Genomic DNA, 18,572 nt, shown 5'->3' on the forward strand with positions numbered 1-18,572 from the left:
AATGTTAGCACTTTACCATATATTAAAACCAAAATCCTAGTATAGTTGTTTTATAAGTAAATTACCATGAACCCATAATTTATAAACAATGAGCCTTGGTGCTGAGTCTAAAAATAAATATCCAAGATGAATGTTAGTAGCTTTACTTATCCTCTGTATCTGTGCAAAAGTTGATCTTCTACTTCCTTCCATGCAATTAAATAGTATTTAATGGAATCAGATAAATCTTCAACTTGAATATTTCTAAATATCCAATCTAGGATCTCCTATGAAATATCAACGTGTACGACCATCTTAACTATTCCCAAACATAATCATTTTTATAGCAGGCACCTATATTTGCATTAACACTATGTGGCAGAGCAGTTATAGCTACTTAACCTATTCTCTCTATTGTCTGTCTTTCATCAGAGCTCTTTAACCTTTTACTCAATCTAGCTTATATCTTTGCTACAATTTTATCTATGCTTTTAAGTCTACTTTTCCAATATTTTTTATATTGCAGCAGTGCTATTTTAAAGATTAAAAGCATACAGGCAAAACTTATCTTTCTTATCCACAAAGCTTCTGTAAAGCCTATGATGTTGCAGCGCAGTTTATGAACCTATGCGTCATTCACAGCTTAATTTGTACCTGCATCAGATTACCTATAGCACACCTTTACATGCCAAAGTCAACCTGCCTGTCTTAATCATACTAATAACTACCCGAATATTCTCAAGTACCCAAATATTTTCATGGACGATGCTCTGTATAGCATTTTAAAATGCCTTGATTTATCCAAGTCATACAAGTGCACAATTTGCCCTATGCAAAATCTTATAAATATTAAGATGATGTGGTAAAATCAGCCGATAAACTGTTTAACTTTAAAATATATGAGCAATACATCGTTTCAGGCTTCAGGCACACTCTCACAGGTCAGTCGCAATGCCTATACAGTAACCACAGTTACTGTAGATAACGGCAGTGCATCAGAACTTGAGTCTATCTTAAGTGCCAAATTTGATTTAAATGCCAAGGCCTATTTTAAAATCCCTGTCATTGTAGATGTCAGCCATCTGCGCTACATCGACAACCTTGACTATGAGGGCATGGTGCAGGTCTGTCAGAATCATAATGTATGCCTGCTTGGAGTAAGCGGTGTGGATGATGTTATGTGCATTGATTATCTGCACAGCAAAGATATACCTCTTATCAACTCCAATAAATATATAAAGGTCAAACAGGAAATGGAAAAACCCAAGGTCATTACACAGACCTTTGAGGTAAAAGTTCCAGTTGAAGTACAGATTCCAGTTGAGGTAAAGGTTCCATACGAGGTCAAATGCAATATTCCACCTGTGGTTATAACCCGCCCTGTGCGCTCAGGTGAGAGTGTGGGTGCCCCTGGCAATTCCATTGTTATTTTTGGATCTGTTGGTGCCGGCGCCAAAATCATTGCCGAGCATAATATATTTATCATAGGCGATGTCAAAGGTGCCAATCTTTATGCAGGCAATCCAAAATCCAATGATGATCCGGGCTTTACCGATGCCATTATTTATGTTTCAGGACATTTTGATCCAGGCTTTATTGCCATAGCAGGCAATTATCAGACAGCCGAGGATATGGAAAGAGATCCTTTAATTGGTCCTGGCATAGGAAAAAATGAATCTATTGTTGTATCCTTAGATAGACAAAGTCTACACTACTGGTCGGCAAAAGAATTTATGCAAAACAAAAATGTCTAAATTATAGGAATTAAAAAATGTCAAACACCAAAAAAAAAGACACTGCTGCAGTTACAGATAAAGATGTAGAGCTTAAGACCGTGCAGTCTGATAATAGCGGCTCTGATGTAAAAGGTGATGATAAGGCTCAAAAAGACGAGGCTCAGCAGGATAAAGAAAAAGACAGCAAAGAGACTGATGCCAAAGCTGATGCTAAAAAAGATGGTGGCGATGTAGCAGAAGAGACAGCTGATAAAGACAGTGGCGTTGACAATGATCCATTTAAGGCCCGCGTTATAGTAGTCACCTCTGGCAAGGGCGGTGTGGGCAAGACCACATCATCTGCAGCCATAGCCACAGGCCTTGCTATGGAAGGTCACAAAACCTGTGTTATCGACTTTGACGTAGGTCTTAGAAATCTTGATATCATCATGGGCTGCGAGCGTCGTGTGGTTTATGATCTTATCAATATTGTACAGGGTGAGGCCAAGCTTAATCAGGCCTTAATCAAAGACAAGCATGTGGATAATCTCTACATTATTCCTGCCTCTCAGACTAAGGATAAAGATGCTCTTACTCTTGAGGGTGTGGGCCGAGTTCTGCGCGGTCTTGACAATGCTGGCTTTGAATACATTATCTGTGACAGCCCTGCAGGTATTGAATCAGGTGCCCTTATGGCTCTATACTTTGCCGATGAGGCAGTTGTTACCACCAATCCTGAGGTCTCATCAGTACGTGACTCAGATAGAATCATTGGTATTTTAAATTCAAAATCACGTCGTGCCACCAATGACTGGGAGCCGGTGCAGGCCAAACTGCTTTTAACCCGTTATGTACCAAATCGCGTGACTAAGGATGAAATGCTCTCAGTTGAGGATGTACAGGAGCTTCTGACCATACCGCTTTTAGGTGTAATTCCAGAGTCTCCAGATGTGCTCAAGGCCTCAAACAGCGGTCATCCTGTAATTCTTGAGAAGAATTCGGAGGCAGGTATGGCCTATCAGGATGCTGTGCAGCGTCTGCTTGGCAATGAAGTTGAGCTGCGCTTCACCACTGAAAAAGTGGGTCTTTTCAAAAAACTCTTTGGCAAGAAATAAGGTGGGCTTATGTCTTTAATCAGTATAATTTCAGATGCCTTTACAAAGGATAAGAAACAGTCTGTAAGGGAAAGCGCCAAGCAGCGTCTGCACCTGGTGCTTATCAATGACAGAGCCAATCAGAATGCTCCTGATTTTCTGCCAAAGCTGCGCCTTGAGATCCTGGATGTGCTCAAAAAATACGTCCCTATTGCCAGTGAGGATGACGTTGAGATAAATATTGAGCAGCGAGATGAAACCTCCATTATGGAAATGTCCATCTCCTTTGATAAAAAGGATATAGACAATCAGTAATATAATGCGGCAGTTCTGCCGCTTTTATCTAAGGATTAAAATATGCTTTTTGAAAACCTCAAACAGTCAGTAAGAATCTGCCTTAGTGAAAAGTTCTTTAAGCTAAATGGCAGAGCCCCAAGGGTTGAGTTCTGGTGTTTCATGCTCTTCTCTTTACTGTTAAATATTGCTCTTACTTTAGTAGATTCACTGCCTATTCTGCCAATTGATATTGCCAGCATTGTCTCTTTAGTAATGTTCTTCCCTTCACTTGCTGTAACAGTAAGACGTCTGCATGATCTTGACAGATCTGGCTGGTATATTGCCATTCCTGTCGGAGCTGTTTTAGTTGCAGCACTGCTTTTGATTATGGGCACCACAGTATTTGCCTCTGCAGTTGTGACCTACCTTGGTATGTCACTTATGATTGCAGGTCTGTTTATTGAATTTGCCCTTTTAATCTATCTGATTAAAAAAGGAACAAACGGTGCCAACAGATTTGGTGAAGATCCTCTCTCACAAGGATCATGGGCTTAAACTGACTATATAGCAGACTGGACCATGCAAGATACAATTTTAATTATAAAAAATATTATCCAAAACCGTTACGGCAGTGCTGAAGGCAAGGCCTGCCGTAAAGAGTTCTGGACTTTTGCCCTATTTAGCTATATATCAATAGCTATAGGCTTTATAATCAACTATATTCCTGTTGTTGGTCCGGTTTTCTCTGCAATTGTCGTTATGGGACTCTTTATCCCCTATATAACAACCTCAATGCGCCGGCTTAATGATCTTGGGTTTAATAAATTCCTGGCCCTGCTCCCTTTTGCTCTTGTGGCGCTTGGCCTTAGCGCACTGGCTTTTGCCTCTATTTATAATGATCCTGTGTTAAAAGCTGCCTACCCTATTTTGATTTACGCAGCAGGAGGCTTATTTGCTTTATTGCACATATTGTTCCTGAAAAAAGGAACATTATAAAAATGAAAATATATAACTATTGCTCCTCCAAAAAACTCTCACTCACAATCTTTTTTAACTTCTGATTCTATATTTGGCAAAATGTGACATAGCTCACATCAGATAATTTACCTTATGTAAAATACGACAACTCGTCCCAAAGTCAGTCATCAAGTCTTGGGGCAAGTTCCAACCCAGCTCCGCAAAGCCTTGGTGGTATGCCATTTGTCCCATCCAACATGGGTCAGAGCACAGGCTTAAATCCTTATTTTGGTGCACAGGTTTACAGCCAGAATAACGCTGCAAATTTTAGTAAAAATCAAAATGGAGTCTTACTCCATAATCCGGGCAACAATAATTCCCAGAGCGCGCTTTATTATAGTGCAGGACCTGTACCTCAGGGGCAGCCTGCCTGGTCACAGGGTAATTACTACAGTCAGCAGGGCTATATTCTCATGCCTTTTGGTGCCTCACTCTTTAGAGGGCATTTTGCCAATACTTATGCTGATAACTTAAATGCCTCATACATCATATCCCCAGGCGATCGCATTGTTATACGCATATGGGGTGCCAAGCAATATGATGATGTTTTGGTTGTAGATCAGCAAGGCAATATATTTGTTCCTGAGATTGGCCCTATCAAGGTGGCAGGAGCCACCAATGCCAAGCTACTCTCTACAGTAAAAAGCCGCATAGCTTCTATCTTTACCGATAATATTGAGGTTTATGTAAATTTACAGAGCGCCCAGCCTGTAGGAGTCTATGTTACAGGTTTTGTGCCTCAGCCAGGTCAGTATGCAGGAGGCTCACATGACTCACTGCTCTCCTTTATAGACAGAGCCGGCGGTATTGATATATCACGTGGCTCATTCAGAGAGATACAGCTTTTACGTGGCGGCAAAGTTGTAGCCACATATGACCTGTATGACTTTATCTTAAAAGGTAAAAGACCTGCACAGAGATTAAATGACGGAGATGTCATTTTAGTTAAAGAGAAGACCAATGAGGTACGCGTTATAGGCGACGTGCGTCAGGAGGCCCTGTATGAGCTTAAAAAGGCTAATGAGGGTCAGAGCCTAATCAGCATGGCAAGCCCTGCGCCAAGTGTCTCTCATGTATCTGTATCTGGTATCAGAGACAACATACCTGTTCACTATTATCTGTCTTTAAATGAGTTCAAGAAATTTAAGCTCTCTGATGGAGATGTGGTTGATTTTGTTGCAGACAGAAAAGGTGAGAGCGTCATTGCCAAGATCAGTGGTGCCATTGTAGGCCCTTCAAGATTCCCTGTTGGCAAGGATGTAACTCTGCGCGAGCTTTTAAGCTTTGTAGAGGTGGATCCAAATCTTGCTGACACCTCATCCATCTATATAAGACGTAAATCTGTTGCCATGCAGCAGCAGAAGGCTATAAACGACTCCCTGCGCCGTTTAGAGCAAAGTGCCCTCACTGCTACCTCATCATCTGTAGATGAGGCAAAAATCAGAGTGCAGGAGGCAGATCTAATACAGGACTTTGTTAAAAGAGCAGGACAGATTGAGCCTGATGGAATTGTTGTTGTATCAAGAGGCGGTGTTGTAAGTGATATACGCCTTGAAGATGGCGATGAAGTAATCATACCGCAGCTAAGTGATGTAGTTCTGGTTACAGGAGAAGTCATGATGCCAAAGGCCGTTACCTTTGATGAGGATATGAGCCTTGATGATTATCTTGGTGCTGCAGGTGGTGTATCAAACAGAGCAGATGACAGCAACATTCTTGTGGCAAAGGTTAACGGCGAGGTTGGACTTGCTGATGATTTAGGTATTGCCCCTGGTGACAGAGTAATGGTAATGCCAAGATTTGATTCTAAAAACATGCAGCTTGCCAAAGACATAATGCAGATTATGTATCAGATGGCTGTGGCTACTAAGGTCGTTGTCGATCTATAGATAACTATATCTTTACTAGATCTTATGTAGCGAGTATATAACGCAAATGATAAAAAGATTAAAGCAAATAGCTGCAAATGCAACTTATTCTATTTTAGAAAAATTTTTAGAAAAAGAGCATATAGTTTTATTTGCTGGTTCTGGAAAAGAGGATCTCTTTGAGAATATAACATCTTTGAAAAGCTATTTAGATAGCGAGGGTACAAGCTACATATTATGTCATAAACCAGCTGGATTAATAGAATATATTAGATTAGCCAAAAATCTGTGCAAAGCTAAAGTAGTGGTTATCGATTCTCAATCTCCTGCTGCATATATAAATATTTCAAATAGTACAAAAGTAGTTAATGTATGGCACGCAAGTGGTGCATATAAGACACTAGGCTTTGATGCGATCAGATCAAATCAAAATTATGAAATAGAGTCAAAGCGAGTAGAAAGAATTTTTAAAAAAACTGATTATTTTATATGCTCTTCTCAGGAGCAGGCAAATATTTATTCTAAGGCTTTAAAGCAGGATGAAAAAAAGTTCTTACCTTTAGGAGTTCCAAGAACTGACATATATATAAGAAAAGCAGCTCAGTCTAGAGATGAAAACTCAGTATTTGATAAAGAAGGAATTAATATATTATATGCTCCAACCTTTAGGGGGCGCGAGCTTAGGAAAAACATTCACTTCCTAGAAGAATGTATAGATGTTCTCAATAAAGAGGAAGATATAAATTTATTTTATAAAGGTCATCCAACTACACCAGCCAATAATGTGACAAGCATAATTGATGTATCCAAATATAAAGTAAGCCAATTATTAAATAACTGCGATGCACTAATTACTGATTATTCATCAATTTTATTTGACTTTTTACTTGTAAATAAGCCGATTATTCTATTTGCTCCGGATCTAAATGAGTATAAGAAAAGTAACTTCAGTTTATACTTTGATCCAGAATATATTGCGCCGGGTATGACAGCAAGAACATCTAATGAATTAATAAATTTGATTCGTCAGATATCAAAATCAAGAAATTATTCTATAAATGAACAGCTTAAGCAAAAGATGCTTTCTTCATGCGACGGAAAGTCTACACAACGAGTATGTAATTTCATAAAAAATTTACTGGAGTCATAGTGAAAAAAGTTATTACATATGGCACTTTTGATCTGCTTCATATAGGCCATATAAATATTTTAAAAAGAGCCAAGGCATTAGGTGATTATTTAATAGTCGGTGTTACAGATGACTCTTATGATATATCTCGAGGCAAATTAAATGTTACCCAAAGTGTAGTTGATAGAATAAAGGCCGTTGAAAAAACTGGATTTGCAGATGAGATAATCATTGAAAAAAGAGATGGACAGAAAATTAATGATATCATTCGATATGACATTGATGTTATCGTATTGGGATCAGATTGGATTGGTAAAATTGATTATTTAAAAAAGTACTGTGAAGTTGTATATCTTCCTAGAACAAATAATATATCTAGTACAATGTTAAGGACCGGGCCTAGAGTTCTTACGGTTGCTCTTATTTCCGATTCTAAAGGTATTATAGACGACTTCAACGAGTGTAGACATATTGGAGAAATAGATGTTTCAACTGTATATACAACAGTAAAAAAAGCTGTTGATTTTTTCAATTGTAGCAGTGTCACAATAGTAGACAAAATTGATGACATATGTAATTCAAATATTGATATAGCTATAGTTGATTTACATACAAACGAAGTATATGAATTGATTATTAGATTATTAGAATCCAAAAAATCTGTCTTTATTAAACCTAACATATATTTAGCTAACAAGGATATAGCCTCACTATTTGCAATAGCAGAGTCAAATAAAGTTGAATTATTATTGACTCCACTAGTCCATTTTAACCCTCTTGTTCAACAAATTAAATCTCTTATACATAGTAACTATATAGGAACTCTTCAAAGCATCATTATCGAACAGTCCTGCTCAGAACGAAATCTTGATAAATACCTTGTAGAAGGTCTTTCGTTAATAGCAGACTGGTCAAAACTTGATACAAGTAAAATTAAAGAATCTATAAAGTTATTCGATTACTCGTCAAATGGGATAAGTGTCCTGATTATGAGTGAGAATAAATATTATATACTCAAACTTAATACGAATAAATTTATGGGAAATAGCATTAAATGCTCTGGTGAGTATGGCTGCATAACAAGCAAGTGTAAAATCAATAAACTGCATTATTTTAAGATTATTACAAATTCTCAAAGAAAAATAATTTCTGATCAGGAGATTGTATATTCTTCTCGATTTGGTTTTATTGAATTAATAAAAAACATAAAAAAAACTAAATCAAACTTTGTCATGAATTACGACACAAGTATTATTAATAATGTTCTTGAGGCATTAGTTGTTTTTAGGAGATAAACTTTAAATGCAAGAATTACTTATGATACTAGGACCGGTACAAATGGATGAACAGATTTTAGAGGCCGGCAGAATGCAAGTTCCTTATCCTAGAACGGCTGAGTTCTCTGAGTACTTTAGTAAAATTAACAAGCAACTGCAGAATTTATTTTGTACAAGCCAGCCAGTCTTGACGGTAACAGGCTCTGGTACAGCAGCTATGCAGATGGCTGTTGAAAACCTTGTTGGTCCTGAGAATTTTGCTGTTCATTTTGCTACTGGAACCTTTGGAAAAAGATGGGGTGAAATACTTTCACAGAAGAAACGTAACTTTTTGACCAAAGATATAGAGTTTGGATGTAATGTTTCAGTGCAGGCAATTAAACAGGTCATAGAAGAAAATCCTTGTATAGATACAATTTTTGTAACATATAATGAAACCTCCTCTACGGCTCTATGTGATATTCAGGAAATATCCAATTACGTACGGACAACAGATAAACTTCTTGTAGTCGATGCGGTAAGCTCATTAGGAGCTGAACCTTTGATGATGGATAAATGGGGGGTTGATGTTGTACTAACCGGATCACAGAAATTTATAGGAATTGCTCCAGGTCTTGCTTTTATATCATTTTCAGAAAAAGCCATTAAAAGAATAAACTCACTTTCTTGTGATAATTATTATTTTGATGCAAAAAAATATTTACATGAATGGGAAAGAGGTCAGGTTCCATATACAGCAAGTCTTGGTGTACTAAATCAGCTAAAGGTGCAACTAGACATCTTTGATGACAGAGGTATAGAGACTATACGTTCAGAATATAGGGAAAGGACTGATTATTTAAGAAATAACATAAAGAACCTTGGGTTTAGTCCAGTAGCATCACAAATGGGTAATTGCACATCTGCCTTTTATGTTCCAGATGATATAGATGCATATAAGCTTTCAGTTTTACTCAGACGTAAATATGGTATTTCAATAGGAGCCCCATACCCTGGTGGTAACTCTATCAGAATTGGTAATTTCGGTGCTATATATGAAAAAGAAATTGATTATTGCACCTCATCAATAATTAAATGTTTAGAAGAATTGAGGATGAATAATGTATAAATGTAATACGGACGTGGATTTTAATGATTTAAAGAACACATTGTTCTCAAATCTAAAAGAGTCATATTACATGTACGTTAATCTTGTCAAATATGGCCTGGGGTGTAGTAATGTTGACTTTTTTATTCACAGAAACAGTCAAAGCAAAATTAATATAGCATTAATGCGATACTTTGATACTCTACAAATTTTTTGTATAGATGAAGATATCGATGTTTCATGTATGCAATACGTTAAAAGCATGGTAAATACAATAAGGTGTCCCAATATAACAGGATCAAACTGTTTTATTGAAAAACTACAGGCTTTTTTACCGGAGTTTGAGTATTCTGTTGGTTATAACTATGAGATTAAAAACTACCCTAGTATTTCTTTCAATGAACTGATAGAAATACCATCCGATAAAGAGCTATTTGACTGCGCTGCGCTAATACTCTCAGATGAGATTATTGGCGGCTTTTATGAGCATGAACAGTTAGCATCTCAATTAATAAATCGTAGGAAAGACGGATTTGCTCGTAACTTCATAATAAAAAAAGATAATAAGATTATAGCCCATATTGCTACCTACGCAGAAGCGTCTAAAGTAGCTATTACATCTGGTTTGATAGTTAAAAAAGAATATAGAAATAAACCATATGGTTTTATTCTTGAAAGTAAATTGATTAACGAGCTTCTATCTGAAGATTATAGGGTTTTAACATGCTTACGAAATGAGCAAAGAATTAAATTGTTTGAATCCTTTAACATAACAGATAAAACAACAACTGGCAAGTTAGTAAGGTGTAATGTACATGAATCATAACTTCGTTGAATTATTAAAACATCGCACTGCTTCTATTAAGTTAATGCAACAAACTTTCACAGAAAACAATATCAAGCGTGTAGCTATTTTATCGGATTCAACAACCCAGGAAATCAAAAACTGGGTTCTATACTTCTGTTTAAAAAGAAATATAAATCTTGATTTTTTTGAAGATTCCTTTGGTAGACTCTTTGAAGAATCAACATTTGATAGTAGCAGACTTTTTACTTTTAAGCCTGACATTGTAATTTTGATACCATCTTCAGATAGGTATATAAATAATTCATACAATTACGATTTAGAATTTATAAATAAACAATTTTGTGAGTCAAAAGAAAAGCTACAAACAATAATTTCAAATCTGAAACAATTAAATATACCACTTATATTCTGTAATTTTCCTTATAAGAAAGAGAGAGTTTTAGGAAATTTAGACACAAGACATCCAATAGGTGTAAACGCACAGATACGTAAACTAAATCAATTAATTGAAGATCTAGTAGATACAAATGAAAGCTGCTATCTATGTGACGTACATTATTTATCTGCATATCATGGGCTTAGCAACTGGGAAGATAAATCCCAGAAATTCTTATTTAAATACGATATGTCTCAATGTGCAATTATGGAATTAGGCGATGAGTTGTCTAAAATTATTGCTTCGCTACTCGGAAAAAGTAAAAAACTTCTAATTTGCGACTTAGACAATACACTTTGGGGAGGTATTCTTGGAGAGGACGGAATAGATGGTATTCAGATAGGAAGTTCTTCAGTACAGTCAGAGATATATAATGAGATTCAACGATACATCCTTGCATTAAAAAATAGAGGCATCATACTTGCCATTTGCTCAAAAAACAATGAACAAGATGTTATTGAAGTATTTAATAACAAATCGATGATACTCAACTTAACAGATTTCTCATCTATCAAGGCCAATTGGGACCGTAAGAGTATAAACATTACTAAAATTGCCAGTGAATTGTCATTAGGAATTGATAGCTTCGTTATGCTAGATGATAATCCTGTTGAACGTGAAGAAATAAGGTCAACTATAAGCGAGGTAGCAGTAGTAGATCTCTCTAAAAGTCTAAACTTTGTCGAAGAGCTAGATAGAAGTGGATTTTTTGAGCCTATTAGTATTACTGATGACGATTACAAAAGATCATTAATGTATAAAGAACGTAAACAGAGAGAAGAATATAAAAATACGTTTGCTGATTACTCTGAATACCTTAAAAGCCTGGAGATGATAAACACTATTGAGTATATATCTAGCTCAACTCTTGATAGATGTGTTCAATTAATAAATAAGACAAATCAATTTAATTTAACAACTCAAAGATTGAACAAGGATGAGCTAATAAAGTTTTTGTCTGAGGAAAATAACCGAGGTATTCTAATTAGATCAAAGGACAAGTTCGGAGATAATGGCATTATCTCTGTTATGCTAGTAAGTATAATCAATAAAGAAGTAAATATTATATTATGGCTTATGTCTTGTAGAGTAATAAAAAGAGACATTGAGAAGGATGCAATCAGCGCGCTTTATAAATATGCACAGGACAACCAGCTTGCGTTAATTAGGGGTAAATATAAAAAGTCACCAAAAAATGACCTGGTTGCATCTCTTTATTCAGATTTGGGTTTTAAAATCGAAGCTTATGGTGAATCTGATGCATTGTATTCATTAAATGTAACAGATGAATCCTATAAAACAAGTCAAGTATCAACCTTAATAAATAATATTTAGGAGCATTTATGGAAATAAAAAATTTTATTAGCTTTTTAGAAGACTTCCTGAGATCTTTTTGTGATGATGAAAGTATAAAGCTTGATGAAAACACTACATTATCTGAACTGCCAGGGTGGAGTTCAATGGCTTTAGTTTCATCATTAACAACAATTCAATCTAATTTTAATGTCGTAGCTGACCTAGATAAGGTATATTCTGCCATTACAGTAGGTGATTTATATAAGGCATTTCAGTAGAACAAAAAACAATTTGGGGTACATCATTGATCTACTCCAAATTATACAATCGCATAGTATAAAGTCGCTTACATTTATTTAGATCTATTGAAACTTAAATACTTTCAATAAATGAATTAAAGTTAGTTTGCCGATTAATAATTCGTCATAAATAATATTTACAGTAAAGAGTTTTCATGAATTTACAACAACAAAAAATTCTAAGTCTATTGAAAGTAATCAAGACTATTTGTCTTCAAAATGATATCAAATGGTTTTTGATGTATGGAACGTTGCTTGGTGCAGTAAGGCACAAAGGATTTATTCCATGGGATGATGATGCTGATATTGTGATGTTAAAAAGTGAATATATAAAATTTGAAAAAGCATTTTCATCATCAAATTATAAAAATCAATACTCTTTAAGATCTGCTTTTATTGACCATAAATCAGATGGCCAGCCTTTCGCAAGGTTCTGTGATAACGCCAGTGAAGTAATTTTAAAATTAAATACTGCTTATGATAAATCATATGGCTCTATAATTGATATTTTTATATTGGATGATTTACCATCGGATATTGTAAACCAAAATACTTATTATAACCAACTAGCAGAAAGCATAGAGGTTGCTCATGACAGATATTCTACAAGTTTTTTTATGAACAATAGAGTATCAGCAGCCAAGATAATTTGGAAAAAGATTTTCCTTAAGGGAAGAACACTTAAAAAGTTTGAAAAATTAACAGACTCATTGGGACATAGTAACTCTGAATATGTTATTCAAAGATACAGTATTACTCATATTTACAAAAGAGAGTATTTTGATGAAATGCTTTTTGTAGATTTTGAGACTGAAAAGCTACCTATTCCTTCTTTCTATGTTGATGTATTGAATATCCAGTTTGGTTATATGTGGGATGAGATTCCACAAAATCGACTGGATCATGGTGATAATTTACTCATGCCTTATAGTAAGTTAAGTTATTCTGCAGTGAATCATATACATAGCAACACAAATAACTTGATAAATAAATTTGTACACCTGTTATATAAATACTACTCCATCAAAGAAAAAAATTGTCTTAGAGACAACTGGACTTTAGCTAGAAACATAATTGATGAGATACTACAACAACTGATATCTGGTAATTTACTAACAAGAAATGAAAAAATTGGCATTTACTTATTTTATCAATTGTCACCTTATTTTATAGGTAGGTTAGTTGCACAAAAGTATTATAATATGCATGCATACAGAAATCCTCACGTGCTGCATGTTGATGAAACTATTGCATGTGAATCTATAAAACTACTAATTGATGATGGCATGCTAAATTATGCAGTAAGACTTGCTACGCTTATACATGCTTGTAAAAAATGTACTTCAACTGAATTTAATAATTTGCTTCACCAATTAGATCAGTTATGCAAAATTCATAATAGCTTCCACTACGAAAAATATAAAGAATGTTCAAAAATCTCACATGATTATATAAATGAATATGGTAGTGATAAAATTGTGACTAAGTATCTTAATATGTCTCTTTTTCTTGATGGTAGAGAAGATGAAATATATATAAATTGCGATGATTCACTATTTTACAATACATTCATTAACTATACTAAAAATAGAAGTCTTAAACGTACAGTAATCAATTTTTATGAATACTCTAAATATTCTAAAAATAGTTGCCTACTAAACTATATTAAAAATAGAATAAATTTCATTGCAGACTCAAAATATGAATCAGATCTGGTTGATAAATTAAACATTCAATTAAATTTTTCTCTTGGCTATTCACAGCAAAGATATAATATTAAAAGCTTTTCAACTCAACTAAACAGAGTGCAAAAATTTATTCAATTGGGAAAAAGAAAACTATTTTCACTAGATAAAGGCTTTAATTTAGATCAGCTTGGTGGAATTTTCAAAATCTTAGATAAATCATTAGTACGCCTATATTCAAAAGAGAAGATACGCTCAGAGTTATTCATTCTATATAATGATATAGATCTCTTCTTAAAATCGCTAGATATGAATGAAGATAGAATAAATGGAAACATATTTTATGGATTTACCTCTAATTCACCAACAAATTTTTCTCTAGCGATAAAGAATACATTATATATAGATGCGAAAAATGGAATATCACCAACAAAACGAGCAGGTATTAGTATTAATCCACTTTTTCCAGTTCCTAAAAGTGCTTTATTATTAAAACTATCATATTTTTTAGATTTAATTTATACAAGAAATCTCAGCACTGCACGTTCAATAAATCCAATAATTTTTATATTTTTATCTATCGTAAGTGTATTTGGTATTAAAAAACTTTCTAAGTCATTTTGGTCTTATAAATTGTTTACAATACGTTTTTTTAAACTGTTTGGGTTTAAAAAAGGAGTCTACTATACTTATTTAGATAACAAACTTATTATTATAAATAAGGAAGATCTTATTTATGAAAACATAGATGTAGGGCAATTTACTCGTTATAATTTACACTGCATCCCAAATTACTTTGCAACTTCCAAAGGATTTAAATTTATTCACGAACTTACAGCCTCAAGCCTTGAATCAACACAGATAGTGAATAATAAAATTATTGATACTATGGAAAGAAATGCTTCATATTTGCAATCAACAAATCCAATTCGCTATTTTATTAATAGTAAAATAAACAAAATTTGGAACCGTTTAGAATTGGAGTATTATAAAGCTTTCTTCCATATACTATATAAAAATTTTATTAATGATATTTATAAAATAATAAAGATTAAAGGGATCTCTTATGCATATGATCCACTTGAACCATATATAACAAAATTTTTATACTTTTATCAAAGAGGTCTAATTCTTAATTCAAACTATAATCTTACATTATACTCATTAAAATGTATAAATTTAAAATTTCCGGATTTTAATATAGACAAAATAATAATAAATCTTGATAACTCAGATTATCCAGATTCGAATTCGTACTATCAAGAAAGTGTTGATATTTTAATAGATAGAAAAATTCAACCTTTACAACAAGAAATATCTGAAAAAATTCAACAAATTCTAAAAAGTTCAGAGGTAAATAACCATATGTAAAAATAAGTAATAAATAATTTTATTTATATTGTTATTACATGAACTTTTTTAAAACTTTTCTAATATGGAGTTATTATGAAAACAGTTATTTTAGCAGGTGGACTTGGTACAAGACTAAGTGAAGAAACAGTATCAAAACCTAAACCTATGGTAGAGGTTGGTGATTATCCTATATTATGGCATATAATGAAAATATATAGTCACTATGGATATAATGATTTTATTTTATTGTGTGGCTACAAAGCAAATATGATTAAAAGTTATTTTACAAACTTTTATATCAATAATGCCGATATTCAAATTAACCTTGAATCAAATGAAATCAATATAATAAAAAATCAGAGTGAAGACTGGAAGGTAACCATTTTAAATACTGGAGTTGAGACCCTTACCGGATCTAGAATTAAGATGGCAAAAGATTATATTCTTAATGACTCAGATGATGAATTTATGGTGACATATGGAGATGGTGTCTCAGATGTTAATATTAAATCACTGTTAGAATTTCACAGAAAAAGTAAAAAAACCGCAACTCTTACGGCCGTGCAGCCAATGGGAAGATTTGGCACTCTCTCACTTGATGACTCTGATAATGTTAATCACTTTATAGAAAAGCAGGCAGGTGACGGTGGTTGGGTTAATGGAGGCTTTTTTGTTTTTAACAAAAATGTCTTTGATTATATCCCTGATAGAAACGTTATGTTGGAGGAAGATCCTCTGTTGGATCTAGTCAAAGATAAGCAACTTGCTGCTTATAAGCATACTGGTTTTTGGAAACCTATGGATACTTTAAGAGACAACCATGAGCTCAACAAAATGTGGGCAAGTGGTAAAGCCCCATGGAAAATTTGGAAATAAGGAATAAACTATGAGCTACAATCAAATAATAGTTGAAGATACAAGACGTATGTTCAATGATCTTAACCAAGATCAGAAAGCATTTTTTTCAAACTCAAGCATAATGATAACAGGTGCAGCAGGCTTTTTAGGTTACACCTTTTTACATTTTTTCTGTTTGAAAGCCAAAGAGCTTAATATTAAAAAAATTATTGCATTAGATAATTTTATGTTAAGAACTCCTTCCTGGATTGAAAAGTTAAATAATGATTTTGATATTTTAGAGCTAAAGAAGTTCGATGTAATTAGCGACAGTTTTGAACAAGTCGCTGAGGCTGCCAATGTCGATGTTGTCATTCACATGGCATCTATAGCAAGTCCAACTTTTTATAGAAAATATCCAATTGAAACCATTGACGCTAATATAACTGGCCTAAGAAAGCTGCTTGACTTTTATAGGGATAGAAATTTAAAAGGACTTTTATTTTTTTCAAGCTCAGAAATATATGGAGATCCAAGCCCTGATGCGGTTCCTACTGATGAGGAATATAGAGGATTAGTTTCATGTACCGGTCCACGTGCCTGTTACGATGAATCTAAGCGCTTTGGTGAGACAATTTGCATGCTATACGCTCAAAAATATAACATGCCTATAACTGTTGCAAGACCATTTAACAACTATGGTCCAGGAATGGATATTAACGATTTGCGCGTTCCGGCAGATTTTGCTAAATGTGCATTGAACAATCAAGACATCACAATTCTATCTGATGGTACACCAAAAAGAACCTTCTGTTATGTTTCAGATGCTGTAACTGGTTATTTAAAAGTTTTAGCATCTGGAAAGTATGATTATTTTAACATTGGTATTGATAAGCCTGAAATTAGTGTATCTGAGCTTGCAGAAATCTACAAAAAATCAATAAAAGATCTCAATGGCACAGACATTAATGTTGTAAAACAAACATCACAGGACAAGGATTATCTGACACATAACCCTCAGAGACGTTGTCCAAAAATAAATAAGGCAAAGGAAAAATTAGATTACAACCCTAAAATTCATGTAGATGAAGGTGTTTCTCGTTTCCTTAAATTTTTATTAATTGAGCAAGGTATGGAGAAATAATAATGGTAAATGTTTCAGTTTTAGGCCTTGGTTTTGTTGGGCTAACTACAGCTGTTGGATTTGCAAAACATGGAATCAAAACAAAAGGTTTCGATGTTATTCAAGAAAAAAGAGAGATTATAAAGGGGGGACAAACTCCTTTTATTGAAGAAGGTCTAGACACTGCCCTTGTAGATGTTTTAAATTCAAATGATTTAGTTATTTGTGACGATATTATATCTTGTCTTGCCGATAGTGACGTTGTTTTTCTGTGCATGGGCACCCCTATGGGAGATGACGGTAGTGCTGACTTAAGCTATATTATCAAAGCACTTTCAGATGTTGCATCTTGTCTTAAGCAAATGCATAAAAACCCTGTTGTTATAATTAAATCAACAGTGCCTCCATCTAGCTCTATGACTGTTTTTAAGCCACACCTTGAAAGCCTTGGCTTAACAGTTGGTAAAAATGGTGACATAAGATTATGCAACAATCCTGAGTTCCTGCGAGAAGGACATTCATATTCTGACTTCATGGAGCCTGATAGAGTAGTTATCGGTTCACTCAATGCAGAGGAATACGATGACATAAAGGAAATTTATCAACCTTTTAATGCTCCAATAATTTTTACAACACTAAATACTGCTGAGTTTATAAAATACTTAAGTAATACAACACTATCAACTCTCATATCATATGCTAATGATATGTCGCTACTAGCTGAGTCAGTTGGAGATATAAATATCAAGCAGGCATTTAACGTTCTTTCAATGGATAAGCGCTTTTCAGGTAACCCTGCGAACATAACATCGTATATATATCCAGGATTAGGATTTGGAGGATACTGCTTACCTAAAGATACATTTGCTTTATTGAAGAAGGGAGAGGCCAGTGGTTATCGTTCACCAATTTTGCAAGGAGTACTTGAAGTAAACAAGAATATAGTTACTTCAAGAGCAAAATCAATTATAAGAGATGTTCCAAAAGATAGCAAAATACTTATTCTTGGACTAAGCTTTAAACCTAACAGTGATGATGTTCGTGATAGTCGTTCAGCACTATTAATAAAGCATCTTCAAGAAAATGGCTTTAAAAATATTTTTGCATACGATCCTGTCGCAAATGATATTTTCCAGAAAACATACAAACTTGATAATATTTCATATATATCAGATCTAAAAGCAGGTACAACCGATGTAGATTGCTGCATTTTAGCAACTGCATGGGAAGATATAAAAGAGTTTTACAAGAACTCATCTTTTAAATATATGTACGATTTTAGATTTTGTTAAT

The 18,572-nt window shown here is 34.1% G+C and carries 16 protein-coding genes; all 16 read left to right on the plus strand.

All coding sequences use genetic code 11. The features are described 5' to 3' along the window. The first annotated feature begins 878 nt into the window (after positions 1-878). Positions 879-1,733, plus strand: a complete 855-nt coding sequence (locus DRZ93_RS04035; protein ID WP_113744858.1) for a septum site-determining protein MinC — start codon at positions 879-881, stop codon at positions 1,731-1,733. A 275-nt stretch (positions 1,734-2,008) separates the two neighbouring features. Further along, the gene (minD, locus tag DRZ93_RS04040) at positions 2,009-2,809 is read left to right on the plus strand and encodes a septum site-determining protein MinD (protein WP_113745111.1); all 801 of its coding nucleotides are present in this window, start codon (positions 2,009-2,011) and stop codon (positions 2,807-2,809) included. A 9-nt stretch (positions 2,810-2,818) separates the two neighbouring features. Then, the gene (minE, locus tag DRZ93_RS04045; RefSeq protein ID WP_113744859.1) at positions 2,819-3,103 is read left to right on the plus strand and encodes a cell division topological specificity factor MinE; all 285 of its coding nucleotides are present in this window, start codon (positions 2,819-2,821) and stop codon (positions 3,101-3,103) included. 42 nt (positions 3,104-3,145) lie between these two features. After that, on the plus strand, positions 3,146-3,619 hold the full coding sequence (locus tag DRZ93_RS04050) for a DUF805 domain-containing protein (RefSeq protein ID WP_113745902.1): 474 nt from the start codon (positions 3,146-3,148) through the stop codon (positions 3,617-3,619). Positions 3,620-3,643: 24 nt separating this feature from the next. Then, positions 3,644-4,060 (plus strand): DUF805 domain-containing protein, encoded by a 417-nt coding sequence (locus DRZ93_RS04055; RefSeq protein WP_113745903.1) that lies wholly within the window; start codon positions 3,644-3,646, stop codon positions 4,058-4,060. A 197-nt stretch (positions 4,061-4,257) separates the two neighbouring features. After that, on the plus strand, positions 4,258-5,970 hold the full coding sequence (locus tag DRZ93_RS04060; protein ID WP_113745904.1) for a polysaccharide biosynthesis/export family protein: 1,713 nt from the start codon (positions 4,258-4,260) through the stop codon (positions 5,968-5,970). 46 nt (positions 5,971-6,016) lie between these two features. Further along, positions 6,017-7,099 carry a CDP-glycerol glycerophosphotransferase family protein gene (locus DRZ93_RS04065; RefSeq protein ID WP_113745905.1) on the plus strand — a complete coding sequence of 361 codons (1,083 nt, stop codon included), beginning with the start codon at positions 6,017-6,019 and terminating at the stop codon, positions 7,097-7,099. Beyond that, positions 7,099-8,373 carry an adenylyltransferase/cytidyltransferase family protein gene (locus tag DRZ93_RS04070; protein ID WP_113745906.1) on the plus strand — a complete coding sequence of 425 codons (1,275 nt, stop codon included), beginning with the start codon at positions 7,099-7,101 and terminating at the stop codon, positions 8,371-8,373. The genes DRZ93_RS04065 and DRZ93_RS04070 overlap by 1 nt, the downstream gene beginning before the upstream one ends. Before the next feature lie 43 nt (positions 8,374-8,416). Further along, positions 8,417-9,463 (plus strand): pyridoxal-phosphate-dependent aminotransferase family protein, encoded by a 1,047-nt coding sequence (locus DRZ93_RS04075; RefSeq protein ID WP_172458029.1) that lies wholly within the window; start codon positions 8,417-8,419, stop codon positions 9,461-9,463. A gap of 70 nt (positions 9,464-9,533) precedes the next feature. Then, positions 9,534-10,268, plus strand: coding sequence for a GNAT family N-acetyltransferase (locus DRZ93_RS04080; RefSeq protein WP_172458030.1), 735 nt, complete (start codon positions 9,534-9,536; stop codon positions 10,266-10,268). Further along, positions 10,258-12,021 carry an HAD-IIIC family phosphatase gene (locus DRZ93_RS04085; RefSeq protein WP_172458031.1) on the plus strand — a complete coding sequence of 588 codons (1,764 nt, stop codon included), beginning with the start codon at positions 10,258-10,260 and terminating at the stop codon, positions 12,019-12,021. Before DRZ93_RS04080 ends, DRZ93_RS04085 begins: the two co-directional genes overlap by 11 nt. A gap of 8 nt (positions 12,022-12,029) precedes the next feature. Next, the gene (locus DRZ93_RS04090) at positions 12,030-12,260 is read left to right on the plus strand and encodes a hypothetical protein (RefSeq protein ID WP_113745909.1); all 231 of its coding nucleotides are present in this window, start codon (positions 12,030-12,032) and stop codon (positions 12,258-12,260) included. Between the two features lie 176 nt (positions 12,261-12,436). Beyond that, a complete protein-coding gene (locus DRZ93_RS04095) occupies positions 12,437-15,337 on the plus strand; it encodes a LicD family protein (RefSeq protein WP_113745910.1) in 2,901 nt (966 codons plus the stop codon). A 75-nt stretch (positions 15,338-15,412) separates the two neighbouring features. Further along, positions 15,413-16,195, plus strand: coding sequence for a glucose-1-phosphate cytidylyltransferase (gene rfbF / locus DRZ93_RS04100; RefSeq protein ID WP_113745911.1), 783 nt, complete (start codon positions 15,413-15,415; stop codon positions 16,193-16,195). A 10-nt stretch (positions 16,196-16,205) separates the two neighbouring features. Then, positions 16,206-17,300: an NAD-dependent epimerase/dehydratase family protein gene (locus tag DRZ93_RS04105; protein ID WP_113745912.1), complete on the plus strand. Its 1,095-nt coding sequence runs from the start codon at positions 16,206-16,208 to the stop codon at positions 17,298-17,300. Positions 17,301-17,302: 2 nt separating this feature from the next. Then, positions 17,303-18,571: a nucleotide sugar dehydrogenase gene (locus DRZ93_RS04110; RefSeq protein WP_172458032.1), complete on the plus strand. Its 1,269-nt coding sequence runs from the start codon at positions 17,303-17,305 to the stop codon at positions 18,569-18,571. The last annotated feature ends 1 nt before the right edge of the window (position 18,572 follow it).

It is taken from the genome of Anaerobiospirillum thomasii (genome assembly GCF_900445255.1).
In the GTDB taxonomy this organism is placed as follows: Bacteria; Pseudomonadota; Gammaproteobacteria; order Enterobacterales; family Succinivibrionaceae; genus Anaerobiospirillum_A; species Anaerobiospirillum_A thomasii.

Bases quoted from the DNA above. Each gene is read 5' to 3' on its own strand.
- DRZ93_RS04035 (WP_113744858.1), top strand. From the start codon at position 879: ATGAGCAATACATCGTTTCAGGCTTCAGGCACACTCTCACAGGTCAGT.
- minE (WP_113744859.1), top strand. From the start codon at position 2,819: ATGTCTTTAATCAGTATAATTTCAGATGCCTTTACAAAGGATAAGAAA.
- DRZ93_RS04050 (WP_113745902.1), top strand. From the start codon at position 3,146: ATGCTTTTTGAAAACCTCAAACAGTCAGTAAGAATCTGCCTTAGTGAA.
- DRZ93_RS04055 (WP_113745903.1), top strand. From the start codon at position 3,644: ATGCAAGATACAATTTTAATTATAAAAAATATTATCCAAAACCGTTAC.
- DRZ93_RS04060 (WP_113745904.1), top strand. From the start codon at position 4,258: ATGCCATTTGTCCCATCCAACATGGGTCAGAGCACAGGCTTAAATCCT.
- DRZ93_RS04065 (WP_113745905.1), top strand. From the start codon at position 6,017: ATGATAAAAAGATTAAAGCAAATAGCTGCAAATGCAACTTATTCTATT.
- DRZ93_RS04075 (WP_172458029.1), top strand. From the start codon at position 8,417: ATGGATGAACAGATTTTAGAGGCCGGCAGAATGCAAGTTCCTTATCCT.
- DRZ93_RS04080 (WP_172458030.1), top strand. From the start codon at position 9,534: ATGTACGTTAATCTTGTCAAATATGGCCTGGGGTGTAGTAATGTTGAC.
- DRZ93_RS04085 (WP_172458031.1), top strand. From the start codon at position 10,258: ATGAATCATAACTTCGTTGAATTATTAAAACATCGCACTGCTTCTATT.
- DRZ93_RS04090 (WP_113745909.1), top strand. From the start codon at position 12,030: ATGGAAATAAAAAATTTTATTAGCTTTTTAGAAGACTTCCTGAGATCT.
- DRZ93_RS04095 (WP_113745910.1), top strand. From the start codon at position 12,437: ATGAATTTACAACAACAAAAAATTCTAAGTCTATTGAAAGTAATCAAG.
- rfbF (WP_113745911.1), top strand. From the start codon at position 15,413: ATGAAAACAGTTATTTTAGCAGGTGGACTTGGTACAAGACTAAGTGAA.
- DRZ93_RS04105 (WP_113745912.1), top strand. From the start codon at position 16,206: ATGAGCTACAATCAAATAATAGTTGAAGATACAAGACGTATGTTCAAT.
- DRZ93_RS04110 (WP_172458032.1), top strand. From the start codon at position 17,303: ATGGTAAATGTTTCAGTTTTAGGCCTTGGTTTTGTTGGGCTAACTACA.